The 17,137-nt window shown below is 64.2% G+C and carries 15 protein-coding genes and 1 pseudogene; 9 read left to right on the top strand and 7 right to left on the bottom strand.

The features are described 5' to 3' along the window. Together G3N98_RS32540 and G3N98_RS32535 are read right to left on the bottom strand one after the other, a co-directional pair. A partial coding sequence (locus G3N98_RS32540; RefSeq protein ID WP_241026188.1) for a DEAD/DEAH box helicase occupies positions 1–2,062 on the bottom strand: 2,062 nt, incomplete at its 3' end. Positions 2,063–2,263: 201 nt separating this feature from the next. Then, positions 2,264–2,788 (bottom strand): metal-dependent hydrolase, encoded by a 525-nt coding sequence (locus G3N98_RS32535; protein WP_206150487.1) that lies wholly within the window; start codon positions 2,786–2,788, stop codon positions 2,264–2,266. A gap of 423 nt (positions 2,789–3,211) precedes the next feature. On the opposite strand from G3N98_RS32535, the gene ggt reads away from it, so the two are divergent. After that, a complete protein-coding gene (gene ggt / locus G3N98_RS32530; protein WP_089474689.1) occupies positions 3,212–4,933 on the top strand; it encodes a gamma-glutamyltransferase in 1,722 nt (573 codons plus the stop codon). A gap of 85 nt (positions 4,934–5,018) precedes the next feature. Here ggt and G3N98_RS32525 read toward each other — a convergent pair whose 3' ends face one another. Next, on the bottom strand, positions 5,019–5,942 hold the full coding sequence (locus G3N98_RS32525; RefSeq protein ID WP_206150486.1) for an alpha/beta fold hydrolase: 924 nt from the start codon (positions 5,940–5,942) through the stop codon (positions 5,019–5,021). A gap of 353 nt (positions 5,943–6,295) precedes the next feature. On the opposite strand from G3N98_RS32525, the gene G3N98_RS32520 reads away from it, so the two are divergent. Beyond that, a complete protein-coding gene (locus tag G3N98_RS32520; protein WP_089432565.1) occupies positions 6,296–6,745 on the top strand; it encodes a helix-turn-helix domain-containing protein in 450 nt (149 codons plus the stop codon). Between the two features lie 39 nt (positions 6,746–6,784). On the opposite strand, the gene G3N98_RS32515 is transcribed toward G3N98_RS32520, so the two are convergent. From G3N98_RS32515 to G3N98_RS32505, 3 genes and pseudogenes are all read right to left on the bottom strand, one after another. Then, a complete protein-coding gene (locus G3N98_RS32515; protein WP_241026190.1) occupies positions 6,785–6,952 on the bottom strand; it encodes an ANTAR domain-containing protein in 168 nt (55 codons plus the stop codon). Then, entirely contained in the window at positions 6,952–7,209 is a 258-nt protein-coding gene (locus G3N98_RS32510) for a hypothetical protein (protein WP_206150484.1), read from the bottom strand. The genes G3N98_RS32515 and G3N98_RS32510 overlap by 1 nt, the downstream gene beginning before the upstream one ends. An 8-nt stretch (positions 7,210–7,217) precedes the next feature. After that, positions 7,218–7,418: pseudogene (locus G3N98_RS32505) on the bottom strand (leucine zipper domain-containing protein); the annotation flags it as partial. Positions 7,419–7,803: 385 nt separating this feature from the next. Between G3N98_RS32505 and G3N98_RS32500 the strand changes: the two are divergent. Both G3N98_RS32500 and G3N98_RS32495 read left to right on the top strand, forming a co-directional pair. After that, the gene (locus G3N98_RS32500) at positions 7,804–8,985 is read left to right on the top strand and encodes a tetratricopeptide repeat protein (protein WP_241026187.1); all 1,182 of its coding nucleotides are present in this window, start codon (positions 7,804–7,806) and stop codon (positions 8,983–8,985) included. A 168-nt stretch (positions 8,986–9,153) separates the two neighbouring features. Continuing rightward, complete coding sequence (locus G3N98_RS32495) at positions 9,154–10,185, top strand: polysaccharide deacetylase family protein (RefSeq protein WP_206150483.1); 1,032 nt, start codon at positions 9,154–9,156, stop codon at positions 10,183–10,185. Positions 10,186–10,261: 76 nt separating this feature from the next. Here the strand turns inward: G3N98_RS32495 and G3N98_RS32490 are convergent, their stop codons facing one another. Continuing rightward, positions 10,262–11,683 (bottom strand): TolC family protein, encoded by a 1,422-nt coding sequence (locus G3N98_RS32490; protein WP_206150482.1) that lies wholly within the window; start codon positions 11,681–11,683, stop codon positions 10,262–10,264. 281 nt (positions 11,684–11,964) lie between these two features. On the opposite strand from G3N98_RS32490, the gene G3N98_RS32485 reads away from it, so the two are divergent. The 5 genes from G3N98_RS32485 (at position 11,965) to G3N98_RS32465 (ending at position 17,124) form a co-directional block, all read left to right on the top strand. Next, positions 11,965–12,138 carry a hypothetical protein gene (locus G3N98_RS32485; protein ID WP_006495012.1) on the top strand — a complete coding sequence of 58 codons (174 nt, stop codon included), beginning with the start codon at positions 11,965–11,967 and terminating at the stop codon, positions 12,136–12,138. Positions 12,139–12,363: 225 nt separating this feature from the next. Next, positions 12,364–12,549 (top strand): hypothetical protein, encoded by a 186-nt coding sequence (locus G3N98_RS32480; RefSeq protein WP_027791386.1) that lies wholly within the window; start codon positions 12,364–12,366, stop codon positions 12,547–12,549. Between the two features lie 145 nt (positions 12,550–12,694). Then, a complete protein-coding gene (locus tag G3N98_RS32475; protein WP_206150481.1) occupies positions 12,695–14,815 on the top strand; it encodes a peptidase domain-containing ABC transporter in 2,121 nt (706 codons plus the stop codon). Next, positions 14,812–15,816, top strand: a complete 1,005-nt coding sequence (locus G3N98_RS32470; RefSeq protein ID WP_206150480.1) for a hypothetical protein — start codon at positions 14,812–14,814, stop codon at positions 15,814–15,816. Before G3N98_RS32475 ends, G3N98_RS32470 begins: the two co-directional genes overlap by 4 nt. 12 nt (positions 15,817–15,828) lie before the next feature. Then, positions 15,829–17,124, top strand: coding sequence for an HlyD family efflux transporter periplasmic adaptor subunit (locus tag G3N98_RS32465; protein WP_089427682.1), 1,296 nt, complete (start codon positions 15,829–15,831; stop codon positions 17,122–17,124). The last annotated feature ends 13 nt before the right edge of the window (positions 17,125–17,137 follow it).

The following is a 17,137-nucleotide window of genomic DNA, read 5'->3' as shown; positions in this document are numbered from 1 at the left end:
CGGCTTCGGCTTCGGCTTCGGCTTCGGCTTCGGCTTCGGCTTCGGCTTCGGCTTCGGCTTCGGCTTCGGCTTCGGCTTCGGCTTCGGCTTCGGCTTCGGCTTCGGCTTCGGCTTCGGCTTCGGCTTCAACACGTCGCGTCGATTTTGCTCCGCCTTTGGTCTTGGCTTTGGTCGTCGCCTTTGTTTCAGCCGTCGTCTTCCCGCGGATATCGTCGTCAGTGCGTTCACCGCCTCGGGCGTGCCCTTGCCGCTCGCCGTCGGCGAACAGTCCGTCGAGCCGCGCGCGCAGCCGGCCGACCGCCGCCGACAATTCGTCGCTGCGCCCCGGCGCCTCGCCGAGCCAGAACGGGATGTTCGGCGACTGCCCCTGCGCATCCTCCACCCGCACGCGGCCCGTTTCCACGCGAATGATCCGGTACGACTGGTTGCCCAGCTGGAACACGTCGCCGGCCAGGCTTTCGATCGCGAAATCCTCGTTGACCGTGCCGACCTGGATGCCCTGCGGTTCGAGCAGCACTGCGTAATCGGCCATGTCGGGGATCGTGCCGCCCGACGTCGTGGCGGTCATCATCGCGTTGCGGCGCCCGCGCACGGTGCCGCCGACCACGTCGCGATGCAGGTACGCGCCGCGCACGCCGCGCCGGCTCGTGAAGCCTTCGGCGAGCATCTTCATCACTTCGTCGAAGCGCTCGCGCGTCAGCCGCGCATACGGCGCCGCGCGCGTGAAACTCGTATACAGCGCGTCCTCCTGCCACTCCGCGCATGCCACTTCGGCGACGATCTGCTGCGCGAGCACGTCGAGCGGCGCTTCGGGAATGCGCAGCGTGTCGAGCTCGCCGCGCTGCACGCAATCGAGCAGCGCCGCGCATTCGACGAGCTCGTCGCGCGACAGCGGGAACAGCCGGCCCTTCGGCACGCCGCCGACATGGTGCCCGGAGCGGCCGACGCGCTGCAGGAACGGTGCGATCCCGCGCGGCGAGCCGACCTGGCAGACGAGGTCGACGTCGCCGATATCGATGCCGAGTTCAAGTGATGCCGTGGCGACGAGCAGTTTCAGTTCGCCGCGTTTCAGGCGCTGCTCGGCGTCGAAGCGGTGCTCCTTCGCGAGACTGCCGTGATGCGCGGCGATCGCTTCCTTGCCGAGCCGGTCGGCGAGATGGCGCGCCATTCGCTCGGCGGTGCGCCGCGTGTTGACGAACACCAGCGTCGTGCGATGAGCGGCCGCGAGGCCGGCGATGCGGTCGTACACCTGTTCCCACACGTCGGTTGCCATCACGGGCTCGAGCGGCACGTTCGGCAGTTCGAGCGCGAGGTCGCGCTCGCGCGTGTGGCCCGTGTCGACGATCGTGCAGTCGCGTGGCGCGTCAGCCGGGCCGCCGACCAGGAAGCGCGCGACCGCATCGATCGGCTTTTGCGTCGCCGACAGCCCGATACGCGGCAGCGCACGGCCGGCCAGCGCGTCGAGACGTTCGAGCGACAACGCGAGATGGCTGCCGCGCTTCGATGACGCGAGCGCATGGATTTCGTCGACGATGACCGAGCGCACGTTCGACAGCATTTGTCGCCCCGACGTGGACGACAGCAGCACGTACAGCGACTCGGGCGTCGTCACGAGGATGTGCGGCGCGCGCTTGCGCAGCGCGGCGCGCTCGGCCTGCGTCGTGTCGCCGGTGCGCACGGCGGTGCGGATCGCCGGCACCGGCAGGCCGAGTTGCGCGAGCGATTCGGCGATGCCGGCCAGCGGCGCATCGAGGTTCACGTGGATGTCGTTCGACAGCGCCTTCAGCGGCGACACGTACACGACGAGCGTGGCGTCGGGCAGTGTGCCGTCGTGCGCCAGCGCATCGCGCACCAGATCGTCGAGTGCACACAGGAAGGCGGTGAGCGTCTTGCCGGAGCCAGTCGGTGCCGCGACGAGCGTCGATCGGCCGGCCTTGATGTGCGGCCACGCGAGCGCCTGCGCGCCGGTCGGTGCGGCGAACGTGCGCCGGAACCACGCGGCGATGGCCGGGTGGAACACGTCGAGCGCACTGGCGGCAGGGCGGGTAGTGGTGACGTCCATCGGAGCGTTGAAATGGGGTGCAAGCGCGCGGAGGGCGCGGGTGCGAATCGAATCGTCAGTGTGCCAGACGTCGCGCGTGCGCGCCGGGCACCTGTATCGACGATTCCGCTTCAGATGGGGGCCGTCACCGCACTTTCAACGAACGGAAAGTTGCATGGATGTCGGCACGCCGATCGCGTGCCGAATTGCGTCGAATTGCAATCAAACGCGATTGAGCCAGCCGAGCCAGTGCTCGAGCAGCGGTGCACGCGAGCACAGCGACTGCGCGAGCCACAGCGTGCCGCCCCAGGCGGCGGCCACGACGATCAGGTCGCAACGCCCGCTCTTCCACAGGTTGAGCGAGTGGCGCCGCCAGATCCACGGCACGCCGAGCGGGTTCGGCCAGTCGGCGAGCAGGTGCATCAAGCCGCCGCATGCGAAGCCGAATAGCGGCGCGGCCCACAGCGGATGCGGATGATGGATGAGCCCGTGCCACCCGAGCGCCAGCAGCGCGATCCAGCCGATGCCCCAGTGCGTGACGGTGCGATGCGTGATCCACAGGCGGCGCTTGCGGCTCCACCATGCGACTTCGAGCCAGTCGGGCGCGGTGCCGCCCGCGACGCCGGCCGCGAACGCGGCGAACAGGCCCGAATGCCACGGGCCGGTCGCGCCGGTTTGTGCGACGAGGACGGCTGCGGCGACACCAGCCGCGAAGCCGGACGCATGATGCGCATTGTGTGATGCCATAGGAAGCGAGACGAAGAAACGTGAAGCGATGCGTGCGCGAAAAATGATGCACCGCGAAAGCGGGGCGCTATCTTCGCAGATCGGCCCATGCAGCGGGAGGGACGTTGGCAGATTTTTTTGCACGTGCCGCGCGGCTTTCCGCGTAGTTCGCAACTTTCGGTTTTTTGTGCGTTGCGTGATGACGGGTGCCGCGGACGTACACGGCAGACGCGCACCGTGTGCAATTTCGACCGATCTGCATGCATGTTCAGAAGCCGCGGCATGACCGAGGGCAGATAACAATGCGCTTTCGTGGCACGCCCCGTGTTCGACCCTTTTTGTCCCCCTATACTACGAAACCGGAGATGGCCGTCGGCGCGCCAGCGGCCATGAGCGGAACAGGCGCTTTTCCTGCCTGAAGGAGATCCACATGGGGGACATGCAATGACTACGCTGAATCGCTTCAAATCATCCGCTGTCGTGCTCGCGACGGTGGCCGGCATCGGCTTCCTGCCGAACGCGCCCGTCTATGCGAAGGGGCCGCAGCCGGCCATCCTGACGAGCTCGGCGGTCGCGGTGGCCGACAAGTACAGTGCGGATGCCGCGGAGCGGATCTTCAAGGAAGGCGGCAACGCGATCGACGCGGCCGTTGCGATCGCATTCACGCTCGCCGTCACGTATCCGGAAGCCGGCAACATCGGCGGCGGCGGCTTCATGACGATCTACAAGGACGGCAAGCCGTACTTCATCGACTACCGCGAGCGCGCGCCGCTCGCCGCGACGAAGGACATGTACCTCGACAAGGACGGCAACGTCGTCAAGGGCATGAGCCTGTACGGCCCGCGCGCGGTCGGCGTGCCGGGCACGGTCGCGGGCATGTGGGAAGCGCAGAAACGCTTCGGCAAGCTGAAGTGGAAGCAGGTGCTCGCGCCGGCGATCCACTATGCGCGTGACGGCTTCGTCGTCGACGAGCAGCTCGCGCAGCGCGGCGTCGACGCATCGAAGGAGTTCGGCGGCAAGACCAACTTCGACAAGTATTTCTCCGGGCTGAAGGCGGGCGTGAACTTCAAGCAGCCGGATCTCGCCGACGTGCTCACGCGCATCGCGAACGACGGCGCGGAAGGCTTCTACAAGGGCAAGACGGCCGAGCTGATCGCCGCGTCGATGAAGACCGGCGACGGCAACGGGCTGATCACCACCGAGGATCTTGCGCAGTATCGCGCGGTATGGCGCCAGCCGGTGCAGGCGAAGTGGAACGGTTATGACGTGATCACCGCGCCGCCCCCGAGCTCGGGCGGCATCGGCCTCGTGCAGCTGCTGAAGATGAAGGCCGACCTCAAGCAGGACTTCGAGGGCGTGAAGCTCAACTCGCCGCAGTACATCCACCTCGTCGCGGAAATCGAGAAGCGCGTGTTCGCCGATCGTGCGCAGTATCTCGGCGATCCGGATTTCTACAAGGTGCCGATCGCGCAGCTGACCGACGATAAGTACATCGCGAAGCGGGCGGGCGAGGTCAACCCGAAGGAGCCGTCGGATACGAAGAGCGTGCAGCCGGGCCTCGGCACGACGATGCCGGAGAAGGCTGAAACGACGCACTTCTCGGTGGTCGACAAGTGGGGCAATGCAGTGTCGAACACGTACACGATCAACGGCTATTTCGGCTCGGGCGTGATCGCCGACGGCACCGGCATCGTGCTGAACGACGAGATGGACGACTTCTCCGCGAAGCCGGGCGTCGCGAACATGTTCGGCGTGGTCGGCAGCGACGCGAACGCGATCGAACCGAAGAAGCGCCCGCTGTCGTCGATGTCGCCGACGATCATGACCAAGGACGGCAAGGTGTCGCTCGTGATCGGCACGCCGGGCGGCTCGCGCATCTTCACGTCGATCTTCCAGGTGATCAACAACATCTACGACTTCAAGATGCCGTTGAAGGAGGCCGTCGGCGCGATGCGTTTCCATCACCAACTGCTGCCGCCGAACACGATCTTCTGGGAGCCGTACCACCCGATCGAAGGCGAACTCGCGAAGCAGATCGAGGCGCGCGGCTATACGCTGAAGGGGCAGGATTTCAGCGGCGACATCCAGGTGATCAAGATCGACGGCAAGACGCCGGAGGCGATGGCCGACCCGCGCGGGCGTGGCGTGACGCGGATCATTCGGTGACGTGAAGGGGCGTGCGCGGTTGCGAAGGCGGCCGCGCACGCCGTGTTCCGCAGTCGGGCGTCGTGCCGCCGGCTGCGGAACGCACTCAACCGGTGGCCCGGATGAATTCAGCGATGCGTGTCGCAATGACGTGGGGCGCATCCTCGAAGCAGTAATGCCCGACGCCCGCCAGCCGTTCGACGGGGGCGGACGGAAACAGTGCCGTGAAGAGCGGCAGGAAATGTTCGGCGCCGAGCGTTCGGTCGGCGTCTCCCCAGATCGCGAGCGCGGGCTTTTCGCGTATCGCGCGCAGCGCCGCCGCATCGGGTTCCTCGAACCGGTGCGCGCCAACGGCAAACCCGCGGGCCCATCCGATCGCACCGACGCAATCCTCCGGCTGCGCGAACGGCGCACCGTATGCGGCGATCCACGTGTCGCTGATCACCGCGTGATTTTCGAACCCGTTCAGCTTCAGCGTGCTCAGGATATTGAAGCCGAGCTGACCGAGCACCGTCTTCAGCGTATCGTCTGCCGCCGCGCGCGCGATCCACTGGAACCACGGTGCAGCGCGACCGTTCGCGTTCAGTCGCTCGACCAGATCGGGCTGGCCGAACGGCGTCGGCCCGTTCGCGGACACGATCCGCCGGATGCGATCCGGATGCCGCGCGGCCAGCCCCATGCCGACCGGGCCGCCGAAGTCGTGCATCACGAGCGTGATGCGATCGAGGCCGCGCGCGAGCACGAAGCGCTCCAGGTTGTCGACATGGTCCTGCAGCCAGTAGCTGCGGTCCTGCGGCGTCGCGCTTTTGCCGAAGCCCATGTGATCGGGGACGACGACGCGGTGCGTCGGACTCAGCGCGGCAATCAGATGGCGGAACAGATAACCCCAAGTGGGTTCGCCATGCAGGCACAGGAGGGTTTCGCCGTCGTGCGGACCTTCGTCCACGTAGTGCATCCGGAAGCCGGATGCGTCGTCGAAATGCGGGGCGAATGGAAAGGTGCCGTCGAACGTGGCATCGGACCGGATCATCGAACGCTCCTTCGGATAGTCGGATAGTTTGGTTTCAAATTGAAACCGAATCGAAGCGTAGGATATCGGGTTGCAAGTTGCAACCGAAAAGATTGCCCCGATAGCCGCCGAATGACCGAGCCGTGGGCGCGTGATGACGCATCGGAAAGGAGCAGTGCCGGAATTTGTCGGCTGGAAATAGGAGTTGAAGTGCCAATCTGGCCCGAATCGGCCGTTCCATTCGGCGATCGCGAACAGTCGGGCGTCGGGCGATTGATCTTTCGTTCGACGAGTTTTATATTGCAACCATTCAATTCACCGAAAACGACCGCCGTTTCACCCGCATACCGGGAACGGCATCGCCCCATGCAACGATGAACAGACGAACCACGCACGAGGAATCCCCCTGCGGCGTTGCCCGCCCGCTGGACGCGATCGGCGACTGGTGGTCGCTGCTGATCGTCCGCGATGCGTTCGACGGGCTGCGCCGCTTCGGCGAATTCCAGAAGAATCTCGGGCTGGCCAAGAACATCCTGGCCGCGCGCCTGCGCAACCTGGTCGCGCACGGGATCATGGACATCGTGCCGGCCGCGGACGGCGGCGCGCATCACGAATACGTGCTGACCGAGAAAGGGCGCGGCCTGTTTCCGCTGCTCGTCGCGCTGCGGCAGTGGGGCGAGGATTTCTTCTTCGAACCGGACGAGGCACACGTGCTGCTCGTCGACCGGAAGAGCGGGTTGCCGGTCAGGAAACTGGAGCTGCGTTCGCAGGACGGGCGCGTGCTCGGGCCGGAGGACACGGTCGTGTTGCCGCCGCCGGACTGACGAGCGGCGGTCGCGGCGGTCGCAGCAATCGTGCCCGCGTTACCGCTTCAGCAGCGCGTGCGCCTGCACGATCTGCTCGGCGAGCTGGTTGATCGAGATGCGCCGTTCCATCGCCTGCGAGCGGATCTGCTGGTAGGCCTCTTCCTCGCTGATCGCGTTGTGCTGCATCAGCAGCGTCTTCGCTTCCTGCAGCGTGCGCGCGGACATCACGCGCTGTTCGAGCTGCGCGATGCGGCGCCGGTACTCGTCATGCCGGCGGCTCTGGTGACACGCGAGCGCGTCGCGCTCAACAGGCCGAACGAGCGCACCGGCGTTGTCACCGCGCTCTGGGCATCGATGCGCAGCATCAGTTCGAGGATCGTCGGGCTTTCGTAGGTCGTGACCGCGATGAGCGGCGGCCGTGCGTCGTCTTCCAGCCACGGAATAGACAGATGCAGCAGGTCGGGCCGGACCGCGAGAATCACGAGGTCGACGCTCTCTGGTAGCGCGGCGAGGCGTCAGCCAGCGCCGGCGCGCCACCGACCAGATAGCGACCCAGCCATTTGCGCACGGTCGGCGCTGTCGCGCCCTGATCGGCCGCGACCTGCGGCACACTCGAACCGAATTCGGTGATCTCCTGAACCATCTCAAGTCGACACTCAAATGTGAGCCGGGCATTCTTATGGGCGTTCATCCGGCTGGGCTCCTGGAAGGTTGGGTGTTTGGCGACTTCCAGTCGCCCAGACTCAGTCTGGATTAACCATCAGTACAACCTATTGAATCTTCGTGACTAGATGGGTCGCGATTTATAAAAATTAACAATTTTTTTGAAATTTAATGTCAACGGTTGATCGACATTGAAGCTGAAATTGGAACTTGTCCGATATTTTCTGATTCGTTTGCCGTATAGAATTCCCATCGAAAAATATTAGGGTGAGCATTCGATCAGCTGAGTTGGCCGAATTTCGTCACCAGAATAAGTCGAGTCAAATAATAGAGACTTGAATATTGAATAGGTAGATTCGCGGTTTTCGACAGCGCAAATTGTCGTTCCATCTTCACTGCCCTTGAGGATTCACATGCTCAGATGTATTCGATTGTTGACGGCTGCTCTGGCCGTGTCGGTCGCGATTGACGTCCACGCCGCCGACGCCAGCGTGCAGGTGCTCAGCGCAACCATCAAGGATCAGAAGATCGCCGGCGCGTCGGTCATTTTCCAAAAAAACGGAGAGCAGTCGATTACAGCCACAACGGACGCGCAGGGCCAGGTGTCGATTGATACCGGCGTGCTGTCTGATGGAGCGTCGCTGATTATCATCAAGAAGGACGGCTATTCGAATCTCGTCGCCAAATGCCCCTGCACTGGCCTTACCTATGCGTTAAGTCCAGTGATGCGCAGTCTGGACGGTCTGCGCGTAGTGCTGACCTGGGGGGCTGAGCCGAGAGACCTCGATTCGCACATGACCTATCCTGGCAATCACGTTTACTTCAGAAGCAAGCGTGGAGTCGATGCGAATCTCGATGTCGACGACACCGATGGCTATGGCCCGGAGACGGTCACGCTGGAACGCAAGCGTGACGGCGACACGTACGTGTATGCGGTGCACGACTATACCGACCGCGACGCCCCGGGCACGACGGCATTGTCGCAGAGTCAGGCGAAAGTGTTCGTCTACGTGGGCGAATCGCTGGTACGCACCTATTACGTGCCGCGAAATCAGCCGGGCAATCTCTGGACCGTGTTCCGCATCACTGGAGCAGGGGAGTTTCAGGACATCAATACGATGCGCGGCGTGAGAGTGGGTGCCGAAGATGTCCTGAACACGCTTGTCGATGCTGGCGATGAGCGCAACCGTGTCGTGGCTGCCAATCAGGCGCCAGTCGATTCCGTACGTGCACGCGCGTTCAATCAGTCCGGGGAAAAGGCCTATCGCAACGGTCAACTGGACGACGCAATCGTGCTGTATGGCCTGGCTATCGAGCAGGACCCGAATTACGGGCAGGCTTACAGCAACCTCGGCCTGGCCTATCAAAGGGCTGGGCGTAGCGCAGAGGCGATCTGGGCCAATCGGAAGGCGATCGCACTCTCCAGTGGTACGACTGCCGCTACGGTGCGCGCGAGTTCTTACTACAACATCGGCCGGATGTACGAATCCGCCGGGCAGCTTGCCAGCGCACTGGAAAACTACCGGGCGGCCAAGCGTGAAAAAGACAATCCTGTCTATGACAAGGCCATCCAGCGTGTCGGTACGCGTCCCTAATCACCTCGGCCCCCGCTTGCTGGGGCTTGTGCCGTGAGAGATCTGCTTATGCGCAAATGCGTTGCGGTGTTCAGTCTGCTAGCAATGGTCGGTCTGGCTAAGGCCGCAGGCCCAGACGCGGTAGCGTTTGTCGACCGGAGCCTCTGGCCTGATCCTGCCGCTTCCTCAGTGGGTTTCGATCGTGCCTCCCGCGCAGAAGTGCTCAGTTTTGCACACGCGTTAAGCGAAAGCGAGCATGACAGCGACAACACGCTTCGCGATCGGCTCAAGCTCAAACAACTCGACCGGGACGCGGTCGACCGTGCGCGCACAATTTACTGGCGCCGTCTTGCAGCGAACTACACACGGGCATCTGCTCATTGTCTCCGGGACGAACCCTTCTGCTTGGGGCCGCTCGACGCGGATGGGTTCATGAAGGCGGCGGCGGATTTTGTGCGTCCCCCCAGCGACCGCTACGCCGCGTGGTTCGCGGCGTCTCAGCGGTTTCACCGTACCTATCTGGACGAATTGCTGCGTCTCGCGTCACTGTTCCCGCGTACCAGCAGCGAAGTGGCGACCTATTCGACGAGCGAACTGAGCGGTGACGAATTGGCCGATCGGCACTTCCTGCTCACTTTTGACGACGGTCCCACTCGCATTGGCGGCAACACCGACAAGTTGCTGGACACGCTGCGCAAACTACATCTCAGCGCAACCTTTTTTGTGCTGGGTGAGCAGTTGCAGTCGCGACTGCAGCAAGACGCGCCTGGGGAACTCTCCCGCACCTACCAAGGTATGTGTGTGGGCTCGCATGGCTGGCAACACAAGTCGCACAGCGCCTGGCAGCAATGGCAGGACTCTGTTGTGCGCGGCATTGGTTTGGTCAGAAGCAGCATGCCTTCCAGCTATGTACCATTGTTTCGGCCTCCGTTTGGACAGCGTCGCGCCGACAGCGGTGCATTCTTTGATGCTCGGGGCTTGCGTGTGGCGCTGTGGAACATCGATTCGCAAGACTGGAGCAACAAGGTGAATGCCGATCAGGTCAAGCAGCGAGTGTTGACCCTGATGCTTCTTTGGCGTCATGGTGTCATTCTGTTTCACGACATCCACGCGAAGGCGCAGACCGTTGTGCCATGGCTGGTCGAACAGACAAATGGAACGGATCTTCAATGGATTGACTGTCATACGTATGGATCCGTCGGCACTGCGTTCGATGGTTGATGTGTGAGGGAGACACCGACACGCTATCGTATGAAGGCGAAGCGGCGCGCACAGTGCCAGATACGCGCCACGGTCGTCACTCCTCGCGCGTGCGTCCCGCCGCGTTGCTTTCGAGGAAGCTGTCCACCGCGATCAGCGACTGTTCGTCGAGCGTACCCAGCACGCTTTTCAGCTTCAGCTGCAGCTTCAGCGCATCGAGATAGCTGTCGAACAGCTTCTGCCGGATGCCCGAGATATCACGGCGCAGATTCAGCGTTTCGTACGTCGTGCTGTAGCCGACCTGATGCGCCTTCATCGACGAATCGTACGCGAGCCGCGCGGCCTGCAGCGACTGCTGCAGCGCGCGGATGCGCTTGCCGACCGATTCGAGCGCGGACAGCGCCTCGCGATGATCGGTGCCCAGTTGCTCCTCGACCTCGCGCAGCCGGTTGCGGTATTGCTCGGTCACGTGTTCGGCTTCCACCTGCCGGTAGTACACGCTGCCGCCGGAGAAGATCGGAATCGTCACCTGCACGCCGACCGCGCTTTGATGGAAGTCGGAGCGGTCGGTGAGCCCGCGCAGGTTCGGGTTGAGCCCGCGCGAATACGACGCGAACAGGTCGACGGTCGGCAAGTGCTCGGCGCTGACGCGCTTCGCGGCGAGCCGCGCGACCTGGACGTCGCGATACGCCTGCCGGTACGCGGGGTTGTCCTGCGGTGCGTATTCGCCCGACGGAATCCGCGGCGACGACCCGCGCATCGCGAGCCGCGGCCAGCGCGAGAAATCGATCGTCGAACCGAGCAGTGTCTCGTAGCGCGCACGGCGTGCATCGACGTCGGTTTGCGCGAGGGCTTCGTCGGATTCCGCGAGGCTGCGGCGCGCCTCGATCTCCGCCGTATCGCCGATCGTCTTCATCCCGAGCTGCGCCATGCGTCGCGTATCGCTTTCGAGCCGGGTGAGCGCGTTTACCTCGTCGTCGGCCGACTGCAGTTTTTCGCGCGCGCTCAGCAGGTCGAAGCACGCGTTCGCGACGCGCAGGATCAGGTCCTGCCGCGCCACCTCGAGCTTCTGTTTCGCCGATTCCTCGTACTCGGTCGCGCGCCGCATGTCGTACAGGTAGGGCACGTTGAACAGCGCCTGCGTGACCTGCGCGGAACCGTATGCGGCATTGCTCGATCCGCTGACGTCGATGCCGAACAGGTTCGCGTGCGTCCCGTAGCGTCCCCATTCGAGTTGCGCGGCGGCCTGCGGCAGCATCTGGGCGCGCGCTTCCGGGAATTTCTGGCGGGCCGCGTCGTATTCGCTGCGCGCCTGCAGGTAGCGCGGATCATGCACGACCGCGTACTGGAACGCGGTGTCGAGGCAGAACGCATGCGCGTTCGCGGACACGCCGGCCATCATTACAGCGAACAATGTCACGGTTGCAAGTCGGGGATTCCACCTAGTCGAAAATCTTGATAGGGAATTACCCGCATTCCGCGTTGCCGATCCGCGATTCGCGCGCCTCGTTTCAAACATGGCCGTCTCCGTCTCCTGCCCGTGCCGCAACCCATTGCGGCGGGATTTAAACGTATTGAAATTGAAATTCAAACAGCGTGAATGCCTGCCAATCGTGGTGCATCGGAAAACACCACTGTAAGAGTGTGTCCTCCATTGAATTCCGATGCGCTCGCATGATAGCCTGATTTCGGCTCGTAATCGCAGTGATTATTAGATTAACAAGTCGCTAGGGATTAAAAGCCGTTTGTCTTTCAATGAAGGTTCTTTGCGTCATCTTTATTTTTTACGAGGAGAGAATGATGAAGGTCATGACGACGGAACAGGTCAGGAATGTGCATGGCGGCGGTGCGATCAGCTCGCTGGGTAGCCTCGCTGTTGACGCCGCGCCGGTGGTGACCGCGCTCGGCCAGTTCCTGCCGAGCCTCGGCAATTACCTGCAGAACCCGAAGACGTTCAATAACACCGGCAAGTAACCGCCGTGCGCGGGGAGGCGCCCCCCGCGCGAAATACTGCGAAACAGAAGGAAAAGAATCGATCGCCGCAGTGGAAATAAAGCGAATCCGGAATGCATTATTTTCGGTTCGGGCGATTATCAGGAGGCAGGAGTGCTGGATTATCCCCGTAATAAAGTTAACGGCCATTGAGATTGCAATTGGCTGACGGTGGCGGGCATTCCGATAATATAAAGGCCACAACAAATGCGAGACATCACGGAAGAACAGGCCCGCCAGATTCGCGGCGGCGCGTCGCTTTACTCCAATTCGGCCGCCTATACGGTCGATCTCGTCAACCAGTCGATCGGGACCACGCTCCAGGGCCTGATGACCCAGTACCAGACCCGCGCCGTCGAACAGTTCCGGATGTCGCTCGGCTCGTCGCGCTGAGCGGCCTGCCCAGCAGCCGGTAACACCGATCTTCCGTCGCAGCCGGCAGCGTGCCGGCTGCGCCCATGCGTATCGCGCACGACCCGCCACGGGCCCGCTAGCGGCAGGCCCGGGCGGCGCGTCGTCGCGCCCCGGGTGCCCGACCATGCTCTTCAATACGCGTAAAGTCCGTCCGGTCCTGCAGGACGAGGTGACGGAGTGCGGCCTGGCCTGCCTCGCGATGATCGCGTCGTGGCACGGGCGCGAAACCACGTTGCGCACGCTGCGCAACCGCTATCCGGTGCGGATCGATTCCGGGCTGTCGTTCTTCGACCTGATGGAGATCGCGAACGATCTCGGCCTGCGCGCACGCGGGCTGCAGTTCGACGCGGGCGAACTCGACGCGCTCAAGACGCCGTGCATCCTGCACTGGGGGATGAACCACTATGTCGTGCTGACGAAGGTCGGCTACGGCAGCGTGCACATCGTCGATCCCGCGCTCGGCGAGACGAAGCTGCCGCTCGCGCAGGCGCTTACGCACATCACCGGCTATGCGCTCGAACTGAATCCGGACATTGGCTTCACGCGGGCGGGGCAGGCCGACCGGATCCGGCTGCGCGACTACCTCGAAGGGCTGACCGGCATTCGCAAGAGCCTCGCGATCGGCATCGCGGGCGGCGTCGCCGCGCAGCTCCTGCTGCTGCTCGGCCCGTCGTACGTACAGCTGACGATCGACGAGGCGCTGAAGAAGACCGACGTCGACATCCTGTACCTGCTGACGATCCTGTTCGCGATCGTGTTCCTGTTCGACACGCTGTACGCGAACCTCGTCGGCAACATCAAGAGCTACCTGCGCAACATCGTGTCGCAGCAGTTGTCGGCGAACATGGTCGGGCATCTCGCGCGGCTGCCGATCGGCTATTTCCTGTTCCACAACACCGGCGATTCGATCTCGCGCGTGTCGTCGGTGTCGGAGGTCGGGCGCTTTCTCGTCGACGGGCTCGTCGGCGGGCTGCTCAATATCGTCACCTGCACGTTGACGCTCGTGCTGATGCTGTACTACAGCCCGGTGCTGGCCGGCATCAGTCTCGCGGGGATGGTGCTGTTCGCGCTGAGCCGGCTCGCGATCCAGCCGCAACTGCAGGACGCGATGTCGCAGATCCTCACGCGCGGCGCCGAAGCCGATGCGCTGCTGATCGAGAACATCCGCTCCGCGCACTCGATCAAGCTGCTGTCGGCCGAGACCGCGCGCAGCAGCCTGTGGGTGAACGCGTTCACGCAGAAGCTGCAGGCGATGCGCCAGCAGGAGCGGCTGCAGCTGCTGTTCGACGCGATCTCGAAAGGGATCGTGCACGTCGAGCAGCTCGTGATCGTCACGTACGGCGCGTGGCTCGTGATGCATGGGCAGAGCACGATCGGCGTGATCTACGCGTTCATCCAGTACAAGAACCTGTTCGCCGACAAGTTCATCGACTCGATCCAGCTCTACGTGCGCCGCAAGGTGCTGCAGGTGCACATGGATCGCGTCGCGGACGTGCTGCAGACCGAGACGGAGGAGCCCGCGCACGACGCGGTCGTGCGGCCGATCGACGGTTTCGACGGCACGCTGGCGATCCGCGCGCTGTCGTACACGCCGAAGGGCGGCAACCGCCCGATCCTGCGCGACATCGCGCTCGACGTGCCGGCGGGCGGCAAGATCGCGATCGTCGGCCGCACAGGCAGCGGCAAGACGACGCTGCTGAACCTGATCTGCGGGCTCGTGCGGCCCGAGCCTGGCACGCTGTTCGTCGGCGGTGTGGATCTCGCGGAAGTGAACCTGCGGCAGTACCGCAAGCATCTCGCGGCCGTCACGCAGTCCGACCAGCTGTTTCGCGGGACGATCCGCGACAACATCACGAACTTCGCGCCCGCGCCGCGGATCGGCGCGATGTTCGATGCGGCGAAGCTCGCGTGCATTCACGACGAGATCGAGCGGCTCGACCATCGCTACGACACGCCGCTCGGCGACACGCAGAAATTCCTGTCGGCCGGCCAGATGCAGCGGCTCCTGATCGCACGCGCGCTGTATTGCGAGCCGCGCCTGCTGATCCTCGACGAATTTTCGTCGAACCTCGACCAGGCGACGACCCACGAGATCTGCCGCAACGTGCTGACGCTGCCGTGCACGATCGTGCTCGTCACGCACGACGCGTCGATCCTGTCGCGGGTCGACCGGATCTACGAGATGCAGGACGGCGTATTGACCGATGTGACCGACGCGTGGCGTTCGGCCGAGGAGACGCGGTGATGCTCGGACGACTCTTTCTGCTCAATCCGTTCTCGTATGCGTTCCTGGTGCGGCGCGCGGTGCGCGCCGTCGCGCTGCGCACGTCGCCCGCGCGTGGGCTGCGGCTGATGCGCTGGTGCTCGGGCGCATGCCTGCGCTGCTTTCCGTGCATTCGCGAGTCGATCGAGCGCGCTGTCGCGTTCATGCTGGGCGCGCACCTGAACGACGATCCGCGGCGCGTGCGGGAAGTGTCGGCGGCGATCGTGCGCGAGCTGTTCGAAGCGGAGTTCGCGGGGCTCAAGCTGCGGTCGCACAGCCTCGAATCGATGAAGTCGATGATCGACGGGATGGTGTGCGAAGGCGACGCGCAACTGCAGGCGGCGCTCACGCGCGGCGGCCCGCTGATGCTCGCGGGGCTGCACTTCGGCAACCTGATGCTGTTCGTCACGAAGCTGCGCTTCATGATTCCCGACGACCGCAAGCTGATGGTGATCCTGCACCGCGATGCGCCCGGCGCGTTCTTCGACGATGCACTGCGCCTCGTCGCCGAATACGGTGCCGGCGAAGTCGAGTTCATCGACATCGAGGAGCGCGTGCATCTGCGCCGGCTGATCACGAGCCTGCGGCGCGAGGCGCCGGTATTCCTGCTGTTCTCCGACCTGCACGGCAAGTTCGGCAAGACCAACCGCTGCCGGCTCGGCGGCCGCTGGGTGCGGATGGCCGGCGGCGGCGTGAAGCTCGCGGTCGAGCAGGGGATTCCGCTGCTCGTCTCGTATGCGACCGGCGTGCCGTTCCGCGATCGCTGCGCGGTGCATTTCACCGAGCTCGCGGCCAGCCCGCTCGCGCCGATGCTCGGCGCGGACGACGACGCGTCGCCCGTGCGCGCGACGCACCAGCGCATCGTCGACCGGCTCGAGCAGGCGCTCGTGCGCCAGCCCGAGCAGTGGCATTTCTGGGAACACTTCACGCCTTACCTGATGCCGGCGCCGCTGCTCGATGCGGCCGCGCGGCGTCGCTCCTGACGAGCCCGCCCCATGCCGACCTGGAATTCCGCCCTTCGAGAACAGAAGCCGTCGCGCAAGCTCGCGCGCGGCACGACCTTCGGCACCGTGATCCACGGCGTCGTCGACGTGCCGGTGTCGATGCGGTTCTTCTGCTACCTGTCGCTTGCGATGTTCGCGATGTTCGTGACCGCGCTCGTCGAACTGAGCTATGCGAACACCGAGAGCGTGTCGGGGATGCTGACGCCGCGCTCGGGGCTGATCGGCGTCAGCGCGCCGCCGGGCTGGGCCGTGCGCGACGTCTACGTCGGCAAGGACCAGCACGTGAAGGCCGGCCAGCGGCTGCTCGCGGTGACGCGCGACACGAGCTTCGTGAGCCAGGCGAACAACGTGCAGGGGCTGCGCGCGGCGCTCGACCGGCAGCGCGTCGAGGTCACGCAGCAGATCGACGCGGCGCGGCTCGAATACAAGTCGTCGGTGCAGCAGATCAACCAGCAGATCGCCGCGCAGGGTGAAAGCCGCGGGCTGATCGACCGGCAGATTCAGGACCAAAAGCGCATCGTCGACGAGTACGGCGAACGGCGCGCGCGCGTGAAGCAACTGCTCGACGAGCAGGTCGTGACGCTCGAGCAGTACAACCAGGTCAACACGCAGTACCTGCAGGCCGGGCAGGCGTACCAGGACCTGCTGCTGCGCCGCGCCGAACTCGCGAAGAATGCGATGAAGCTGCGCGGCGACCTCGACACGATGCAGAGCAAGTACGACGGCGCGAACGCGGAACTGAAGATCAAGCAGGAGGAGCTGAACGCGAAGGAATACAACATCGACGAGAACGTGAACCAGGTGCTGTACGCGCCGGCCGACGGGCAGATCGTGCGGCTCGACGTCGTGCAGGGCGGCGTGATCGACCCGCCGGGCACGCGCGTCGTCGAGATCCTGCCCGCGAAGGCCGACGGGCTGATCGCCGAGGTCTACATTCCGTCGTCGAAGGCCGGCTTCGTGAAGAAGGGGCAGGAAGTGAAGGTGGCGTACGCCAGCTATCCGGTCGAGAAGTTCGGCACGTATCGCGGCAAGGTGCTGTCGATCTCGCCGGTCGCGTTTTCCGCGAAGGAGCTGAACCTGCCGGGCGATGCCGCCGCGCCGCAGACCTACTTCAAGACCTGGGTCGAGCTGGCCGACCGCACGCCGGCATTCGAAGGGCGGCCGCTGTCGCTGCGCGCCGGGATGATGCTGAAGGCCGACATCGTGCTGGAGCGGCGCAGCCTGCTCGAATGGCTGTTCGAGCCGCTGTACCGCATCCGTCAGCGCCTGTTCGGCGTGCCGGCCTGAGCCGATGGCGAGG

This window comes from Burkholderia sp. Tr-20390, assembly GCF_017104595.1.
In the GTDB taxonomy this organism is placed as follows: Bacteria; Pseudomonadota; Gammaproteobacteria; order Burkholderiales; family Burkholderiaceae; genus Burkholderia.
This window is presented reverse-complemented; position numbering and strand designations above follow the sequence as displayed.

Bases quoted from the DNA above. Each gene is read 5' to 3' on its own strand.
- G3N98_RS32525 (WP_206150486.1), bottom strand. From the start codon at position 5,942: ATGATCCGGTCCGATGCCACGTTCGACGGCACCTTTCCATTCGCCCCG.
- G3N98_RS32490 (WP_206150482.1), bottom strand. From the start codon at position 11,683: ATGTTTGAAACGAGGCGCGCGAATCGCGGATCGGCAACGCGGAATGCG.
- G3N98_RS32520 (WP_089432565.1), top strand. From the start codon at position 6,296: ATGAACAGACGAACCACGCACGAGGAATCCCCCTGCGGCGTTGCCCGC.
- G3N98_RS32500 (WP_241026187.1), top strand. From the start codon at position 7,804: ATGCTCAGATGTATTCGATTGTTGACGGCTGCTCTGGCCGTGTCGGTC.
- G3N98_RS32465 (WP_089427682.1), top strand. From the start codon at position 15,829: ATGCCGACCTGGAATTCCGCCCTTCGAGAACAGAAGCCGTCGCGCAAG.
- G3N98_RS32480 (WP_027791386.1), top strand. From the start codon at position 12,364: ATGCGAGACATCACGGAAGAACAGGCCCGCCAGATTCGCGGCGGCGCG.
- G3N98_RS32485 (WP_006495012.1), top strand. From the start codon at position 11,965: ATGAAGGTCATGACGACGGAACAGGTCAGGAATGTGCATGGCGGCGGT.
- G3N98_RS32515 (WP_241026190.1), bottom strand. From the start codon at position 6,952: ATGTCCGCGCGCACGCTGCAGGAAGCGAAGACGCTGCTGATGCAGCAC.
- ggt (WP_089474689.1), top strand. From the start codon at position 3,212: ATGACTACGCTGAATCGCTTCAAATCATCCGCTGTCGTGCTCGCGACG.
- G3N98_RS32475 (WP_206150481.1), top strand. From the start codon at position 12,695: ATGCTCTTCAATACGCGTAAAGTCCGTCCGGTCCTGCAGGACGAGGTG.
- G3N98_RS32535 (WP_206150487.1), bottom strand. From the start codon at position 2,788: ATGGCATCACACAATGCGCATCATGCGTCCGGCTTCGCGGCTGGTGTC.